This window comes from Roseateles sp., assembly GCF_052436255.1.
Taxonomy (GTDB): Bacteria; Pseudomonadota; Gammaproteobacteria; order Burkholderiales; family Burkholderiaceae_C; genus Pelomonas.
This window is the reverse complement of record NZ_JBQVNP010000005.1, coordinates 93,653-100,679: the sequence shown is the minus strand read 5'-3', so window position 1 is coordinate 100,679 and position 7,027 is coordinate 93,653. Positions and strand designations below refer to the sequence as shown.

5 protein-coding genes are annotated in these 7,027 nt (G+C 66.5%); all 5 read left to right on the top strand.

Translation table 11 applies throughout. From position 1 onward, the window contains the following. On the top strand, nucleotides 1-862 hold an 862-nt coding region (gene truB / locus ACT6S0_RS02615), incomplete at its 5' end, for a tRNA pseudouridine(55) synthase TruB (RefSeq protein WP_444762358.1). Between the two features lie 26 nt (nucleotides 863-888). After that, nucleotides 889-2,712 (top strand): translational GTPase TypA, encoded by a 1,824-nt coding sequence (gene typA / locus ACT6S0_RS02610; RefSeq protein ID WP_444762357.1) that lies wholly within the window; start codon nucleotides 889-891, stop codon nucleotides 2,710-2,712. A gap of 108 nt (nucleotides 2,713-2,820) precedes the next feature. After that, nucleotides 2,821-3,702, top strand: coding sequence for a DMT family transporter (locus ACT6S0_RS02605; protein WP_444762356.1), 882 nt, complete (start codon nucleotides 2,821-2,823; stop codon nucleotides 3,700-3,702). Further along, nucleotides 3,699-4,814 carry an enoyl-CoA hydratase/isomerase family protein gene (locus tag ACT6S0_RS02600; protein WP_444762355.1) on the top strand — a complete coding sequence of 372 codons (1,116 nt, stop codon included), beginning with the start codon at nucleotides 3,699-3,701 and terminating at the stop codon, nucleotides 4,812-4,814. The genes ACT6S0_RS02605 and ACT6S0_RS02600 overlap by 4 nt, the downstream gene beginning before the upstream one ends. Next, entirely contained in the window at nucleotides 4,811-6,820 is a 2,010-nt protein-coding gene (locus tag ACT6S0_RS02595) for an acyltransferase family protein (RefSeq protein ID WP_444762354.1), read from the top strand. Before ACT6S0_RS02600 ends, ACT6S0_RS02595 begins: the two co-directional genes overlap by 4 nt. The last annotated feature ends 207 nt before the right edge of the window (nucleotides 6,821-7,027 follow it).

Genomic DNA, 7,027 nt, shown 5'->3' with positions numbered 1-7,027 from the left:
GTCGAGCAACGACGCGTTGCAGAAGGCCAAGTGGCTGCTGCGCGCCGAGAAGGCCGGCCACACCGGCACGCTGGACCCGCTGGCCACCGGCCTGCTGCCGCTGTGCTTCGGCGCGGCGACCAAGTTCAGCCAGCTCAGCCTGGATGCCGACAAGCGCTATCTCGCGACCCTGGCCTTGGGCATCCGCACGACCACCGGCGACGCCGAGGGTGAAGTGCTGGAGCGCCGCGAGATTGACGGCATCACGCCCGAGCAGATCGCCGTCGCCTGCGCCGCCTTCACCGGCGAGATCGACCAGATGCCGCCGATGTACTCGGCGCTCAAGCACGAAGGCAAGGCGCTCTACGAGTACGCCCGTGCCGGCATCGAGATCGAGCGCAAGAGCCGTCGGGTGACGATTCATGCCATCGACATCGTCAGCGTGCAGGCTGGCAGCGTGACCCTCGACGTGCGTTGTACCAAAGGCACCTACATCCGCACGCTGGCCGAAGACATCGGCACGCGGCTGGGCTGCGGCGCCTCGCTGGCCGCCCTGCGCCGCACGGCTTCAGGCAGCCTGACGCTGGACGGCAGCATCACGCTGGCAGCCCTGGAAGCCCTGCCCGAAGAGCAGCGCGCCGCGCTGCTCACCTCACCCGACCGCCTGCTGGCTGACGCGCCTGCACTGCAGCTCCCCGCGCCCGAAGCGGCCCGTTTCCTGTCCGGGCTGCGCCGCCGCGTCGACGCGCCCGATGCCCAACGGGTGCGCGTCTACGGCCCCGAAGCGCGCGCCTTTCTCGGCAGCGCCCACATCACTGCTGGCGAGCTGATCGCCGACCGCCTGTTGACCCCGCCGGAGGTCCAGGCTCTGCTCTGCGCCTGACCCGGTTTTTTTTAGAAGCAAGTCCCATGACCACCCCGATCCGCAACATTGCCATCATTGCCCACGTCGACCATGGCAAAACCACCATGGTGGACCAGCTCCTGCGACAGAGCGGCACCTTCGCCGACCACGAGAAGGTCGTCGACACCGTGATGGACAGCAATGCCATCGAACGCGAGCGCGGCATCACCATCCTGGCCAAGAACTGCGCCGTGTCCTGGGGTGGCACGCACATCAACATCGTCGACACGCCCGGCCACGCGGACTTCGGCGGCGAAGTCGAACGCGCGCTGTCGATGGTCGACGGCGTCGTGCTGCTGATCGACGCCCAGGAAGGCCCGATGCCGCAGACCCGCTTCGTGACCAAGAAGGCGCTGGCCCTGGGCTTGAAGCCCATCGTCGTCGTCAACAAGGTGGACAAGCCGGGCGCCAAGCCTGATGCCGTCATCAACGCCGCCTTCGACCTGTTCGACAAGCTCGGCGCCACCGACGAGCAGCTCGATTTCCCGGTCGTCTACGCCTCGGGCATCAACGGCTGGACCTCCCTGACCGAAGGCGCGCCGGGCGAGCAGTGGGGGCCCGACATGTCGGCCCTGTTCGACACCATCCTCAAGCACGTGCCGCCGCAGTCCGGCGACCCGGCCGCGCCGCTGCAGCTGCAGATCTCTGCGCTCGACTTCTCCACCTTCGTCGGCCGCATCGGCGTGGGCCGCATCAGCCAGGGCACCATCAAGCCCGGCATGCAGGTCGCCGTGATGGAGGGTCCGGACGGCAAGAGCGTCAACGGCCGCATCAACCAGGTGCTGACCTTCCACGGCCTGGACCGCGTGCAGGTCACCGATGCGGGCCCCGGCGAGATCGTGCTGATCAACGGCATCGAGGACATCGGCATCGGCGTCACCGTGACCGACCCGGCCAACCCCGCGCCGCTGCCGATGCTCAAGGTCGACGAGCCGACGCTGACGATGAACTTCTGCGTCAACACCAGCCCCCTGGCCGGCCGCGAAGGCAAGTTCGTCACCAGCCGCCAGATCTGGGACCGCCTGCAAAAGGAGCTGCAGCACAACGTGGCCCTGCGCGTGAAGGAGACCGACGAAGACGGCATCTTCGAGGTCTGCGGCCGGGGTGAACTGCACCTGACCATCCTGCTGGAAAACATGCGCCGCGAGGGCTACGAGCTGGCCGTGTCCAAGCCGCGCGTGATGTTCAAGGACGTCGATGGCGAGAAGCACGAGCCGATGGAGCTGGTGACGGCCGACGTGGAGGAAATCCACCAGGGCGGCGTCATGCAGGCGCTGGGCCTGCGCAAGGGCGAAATGCTCAATATGGAGCCGGACGGCCATGGCCGCGTGCGCCTGGAGTACCGCATCCCCGCGCGCGGCCTGATCGGCTTCAGCAACGAGTTCATGAACCTGACGCGCGGCTCGGGCCTGATCTCCTCGATCTTCGATGGCTACGAGCCCCACAAGGGCGAGATCGGCGGCCGCAAGAACGGCGTGCTGATCTCCATGGACGATGGTGAGATCTTCACCTACGCCCTGGGCAAGCTCGACGACCGCGGCCGCATGTTCGTCAAGCCGAACGACCCGGTCTACGAAGGCATGATCGTCGGCATCCACAACCGCGACAACGACCTCGTCGTCAACGCGACGCGCACCAAGCAGCTGACCAACTTCCGCGTCTCCGGCAAGGAAGACGCCATCAAGGTCACGCCGCCCATCGAGCTGACGCTGGAATACGGCGTGGACTTCATCGACGACGACGAACTGGTCGAGATCACGCCCAAGAGCGTTCGCGTCCGCAAACGCCACCTGTCGGAAAACGAACGCAAGCGAGCTTCGCGCGCTTAAGCGCACGAAGCCCGCTCGCGTTCCGCGGAAATGTTGAGCTCCCCCTGCCCCCTCCGAGAGGGGGTTCTAGTCAGTTGATTGCCCGCGCCCCGAAAGGGGCGCTCTGCTATGAGCCACCGATCCGCTGTGTTGCTGATGCTGCTGGTCACGCTGATGTGGAGCTCGGCGGGGGTGGTCACGCGGCATCTGGAGGCGGCGCGGGGCTTCGAGATCACGTTCTGGCGCAGCGCCTTCAATGCGATGGCGCTGGTCATGATCCTGGGCTTCATGCGGGGCAGGGCGCTGCTGCCCAGCCTCAAAGGCCGCGCCGTCTGGGCCTCGGGCCTGTGCTGGGCCGTCATGTTCACGGCCTTCATGGTGGCGCTGTCGCTGACGACGGTGGCCAACGTGCTGGTCACGATGTCGCTGTCGCCGCTGTTCACGGCAGTCTTTGCTCGCGTCTTTCTGCATCAGCCCATCCCCGCACGTACCTGGTGGGCCATCGGCGTGGCGGGCGCCGGCATCGCCTGGATGTTCGGCGGGCAGCTTGGCGGGCCGCTGCTCGGCGTGCTCGTCGCGTTGGGCGTGCCGCTGGCGGCCGCGACGAACTGGTGCCTTCTGCAGAAGGTTGGGCAGGGCGGCCGGCCGAGTGCGCCCGACATGCTCCCTGCCGTCCTGATCGGCGCGCTGCTCTCCATGGCGCTGACGCTGCCGCTGGCCTGGCCCCTGCAGGCCGGCGCGCACGACCTGACCCTGCTGGCCGGCCTCGGCGTCTTCCAGCTGGCTGTTCCCTGTCTGCTGGCGGTGCGGCTGGCGCGCGAGCTGCCGGGTCACGAGCTGGCCTTGCTTGGTCAGATGGAAACCCTGCTCGGTGTGCTGTGGGCTTGGCTCTTTGCGGGCGAACACCCAGGCAGCGCGGCGCTGATCGGCGGTAGCCTCGTGCTTGCCGCGCTGGTCGCCAACGAAGCCCTCGCCCCTCCCTCCGTCAAATCCGTCCTGAAGAACGCATGAACGATCCGATCCCGCCCCTCGGTGCCGATGGCCAAATCCTGGCCGAGGTCAACGGCTGCCTTGGCCTCATCACGCTGAACCGCCCGCAGGCGCTGAACGCGCTGTCGCTGGCCATGATTCGTGACATGACGGCCCTGCTGCGCCATTGGGCGGCGCGTCCCGAGATCCAGGCGGTCACGGTGCTCGGCGCGGCGCGTGAGGGCAAGGCACCGGCCTTCTGTGCTGGTGGCGACATCCGCTTCTTCCACCAGGCCGCGCACGCCGGTGACTCGGCGCTGGAGGACTTCTTCACCGAGGAATACCGCCTCAATCACCTCATCCACCACTACCCCAAACCCTATATCGCGCTGATGGACGGCATCGTCATGGGCGGCGGCATGGGCATCAGCCAAGGGGCCAAGCTGCGCGTGCTCAGCGACCGCTCCAGGCTCGCGATGCCTGAGACCGCTATCGGCCTGTTCCCCGATGTTGGCGGCGGTTACTTTCTCGCCCGCTGCCCCGGCCATGTGGGCGAGTGGCTGGCGCTGACCGGCCAGGCCATTGCGGCGGGCGACGCCATCGAGTGGGGCCTGGGCGACGTCTATGTGCCAGCCTCGCAGTGGGACGACCTGATCGCCGCCTTGAGGGCCAGCCCGCAAGCCAGCGCCGAGCATGTCGTCGCGACCGTCATGGAGCGCGCCGACCTCGCCCCGGCCGCCGACCCCAAGGCCGCCGCCGAGCGCATCGATCGCCACTTCGGCGAGCCGACGCTGGCCGGCATCCTGGATTCGCTGGCCGCCGCGGGCGACGACTGGTCACGCCAGACCCGCCAGGCGCTGCTGCAACGCTCGCCGACCATGATGGCCGTCACGCTCGAACTCGTGCGCCGCAGCCGCAAGCTCAGCCTGGCCGACGACCTGCGCCTGGAGCGCGATCTCGTGCACCACGCCTTCCACCTGCGCGGCGCAGCCCGCAGCGAGACGGTCGAAGGCATCCGCGCACTGGCCGTCGACAAGGACCACGCCCCGCGCTGGCAGCCCGCCGCGGTTGCCGACGTGGACCCCGCCGAGGTTGCTGCCTTCTTTGTCAGCCCTTGGACGGCGCCAAAACATCCACTGAAAGATCTCGCGTGAGCGCCGCTCAACCGGCGCTCTTGCGAACGGCGGGCGCTGTCGTTGCGCCAAACCGGTTTAACCCCGGCTTGCAAGGAATGCGCGGGATCGCAATCCTGCTTGTGCTGCTGAACCACGCCGGTGTGCCGGGCTTTGGCGGCGGCTACGTCGGGGTTGACGTGTTCTTCGTAATCTCGGGCTATCTCATTGGCGGACTATTGCTAAGGGAACTCGAGAGCAAGAACGGGCTGGACCTTTGGGCGTTCTATGCACGCCGGGTGCGGCGCCTGCTCCCCGCTGCCGCAGTGGTGCTGGCCTGTACTGTGGTCGGCATCCGCCTGTTGTATGCGCCTCAGGAGCAGGATGAACTCCTGTCGTCCGCGCGAGCCGCCGCGCTCTATGCCTCTAACCTCTGGTTTGCTAGCCGCCCCACAGACTATTTCGGCGGGCACACGGAGGCGAATCCCACGTTGCACCTTTGGTCGTTGGCGGTGGAGGAGCAGTTCTATGTGGTCTGGCCCCTGCTCATGCTATTTTCGACGCGCCGGTTCCGCGGCAGGCCCCGCTTGGTGACGGGTTGGCTGCTTGTGATCATCGGGGGGCTCAGCTTCGCAAGCTGCGTGGCCATCACGCAGTTAAATTTCAAGTACGCGTTCTTCCTCACGCCATTCCGGATCTGGGAGTTTGCGGTCGGTATGGCCATCGCCGTCTGGCCGCGACTTTTGATCGGCTGGAGCACGCGCACCGTGGCGGCTATGGGCTGGGTCGCAATGGCCATGCTCTGCTTGATCTCCTTACTGTTCGACGGCCGGATGAGGTTCCCCGGTTTCTTGGCGGCGTTTCCGGTCGTGGCCGGGGGTCTGCTACTTGTCGTTGTCCAGCATGGCGGGCAGACGATGGTAGGCAGGCTGCTGCAGTCTCGGGTCATTCGGCAGCTCGGCGATTGCTCCTATTCCGTCTATCTGTGGCATTGGCCCGTCCTAATCGCAGCTGCCGTGATCACGCCCAAATCCGGCGCCTTGTTGACCGTTGGGTTGATCGCACTGTCCATTGCACTGGGTTGGCTGTCCTACCGCTTCGTCGAACAGCCCTTTATGCATTCCTTGTTTCCGGGCGGGTCGGCTCGCCAGGTCGTTTTCGCCGGCTTGGCGTTGTGCGTGGTGGTCGCCGCCGGCGCGCAGTTCACCCGCAAGTTCATCCATGTCGGGCCTGAACAGGAGCGCTTCGAGCGCGCAGCCCGATGGGACATCACCGAGGCCACGGGCTGCCTCACGCTGGCCGACGCCGTAGATCAGCCCGCGTGCGAGTTCGGATTCGAACGCCCGAGCGCCACGGTCGTGCTGTTCGGGGATTCCCATGCGGCGCAGTGGTTCGTTCCGTTGCAGCAGCTAGCGCTCAAACACCACCTGCGTTTGGTTGTGCTGACCAAGTCGGCATGCCCCTCCGTGGATGTCCAAGTTGCCGTCTACACGACGCTCGGCGACTATCACGAATGCACGGCGTGGCGGGAGCGGATGCTTCAGCGCATCGAGCGGATGCGGCCTGCGCTAGTGATCATGGCTAGTTCTTCGGGCTATAGCATGGAGCCCGGCCGCTGGCAGGCCGGCCTGGACCGTACGGTGGAGCGGTTGCAGCGCACCGGCGCCCAGGTGGGCTACCTGAAGGACATTCCATTCCCCGGTTTCAACGTGCCGGCCTGCTACGCGCGCGCGTCCTGGCGCAATTGGTCCGTCGATGAGGCCTGCACCTATTTGGCCGCCGACGAAGAGGCGCGCGTTGGACCGCTCGCGACCGCCGAGGAGGAGGTGCTGGTGCGCCGTGGCGCGGCCTTCATCAACTTATCTCACGCCATCTGCGACGGGCCGGTTTGCCCAACAGCGCGAAATGGGTTGATCATGTTCAAGGACCGGAACCATTTGACGGAAGAGTTCGCGCTCAGTCTCGCGCCGGCGCTTGAAGCACCAATGCTCAAACTGCTGGCGGAGAGCGGTTCAGCCGAGCAGCAGGCGGATTCGCCGGCACCTTGACCGCTCGCCCTTGTCGCGGCTTGCAACCTCACTTTGGCCTCACCGGAACAACAGCTTTAAGCGCTTGACGATTCACAGCAGCTTCCTGTGGCGTTGCTCGGACGACGCTGCCGCGGTGCAGTCGGTAGCACCCCAGCATGAAGCTGCGCGCGAAGCCATCGGCCCGCTTCCGAGTGAGAATACTGGCCACGGTGTCGGGGCGACAGG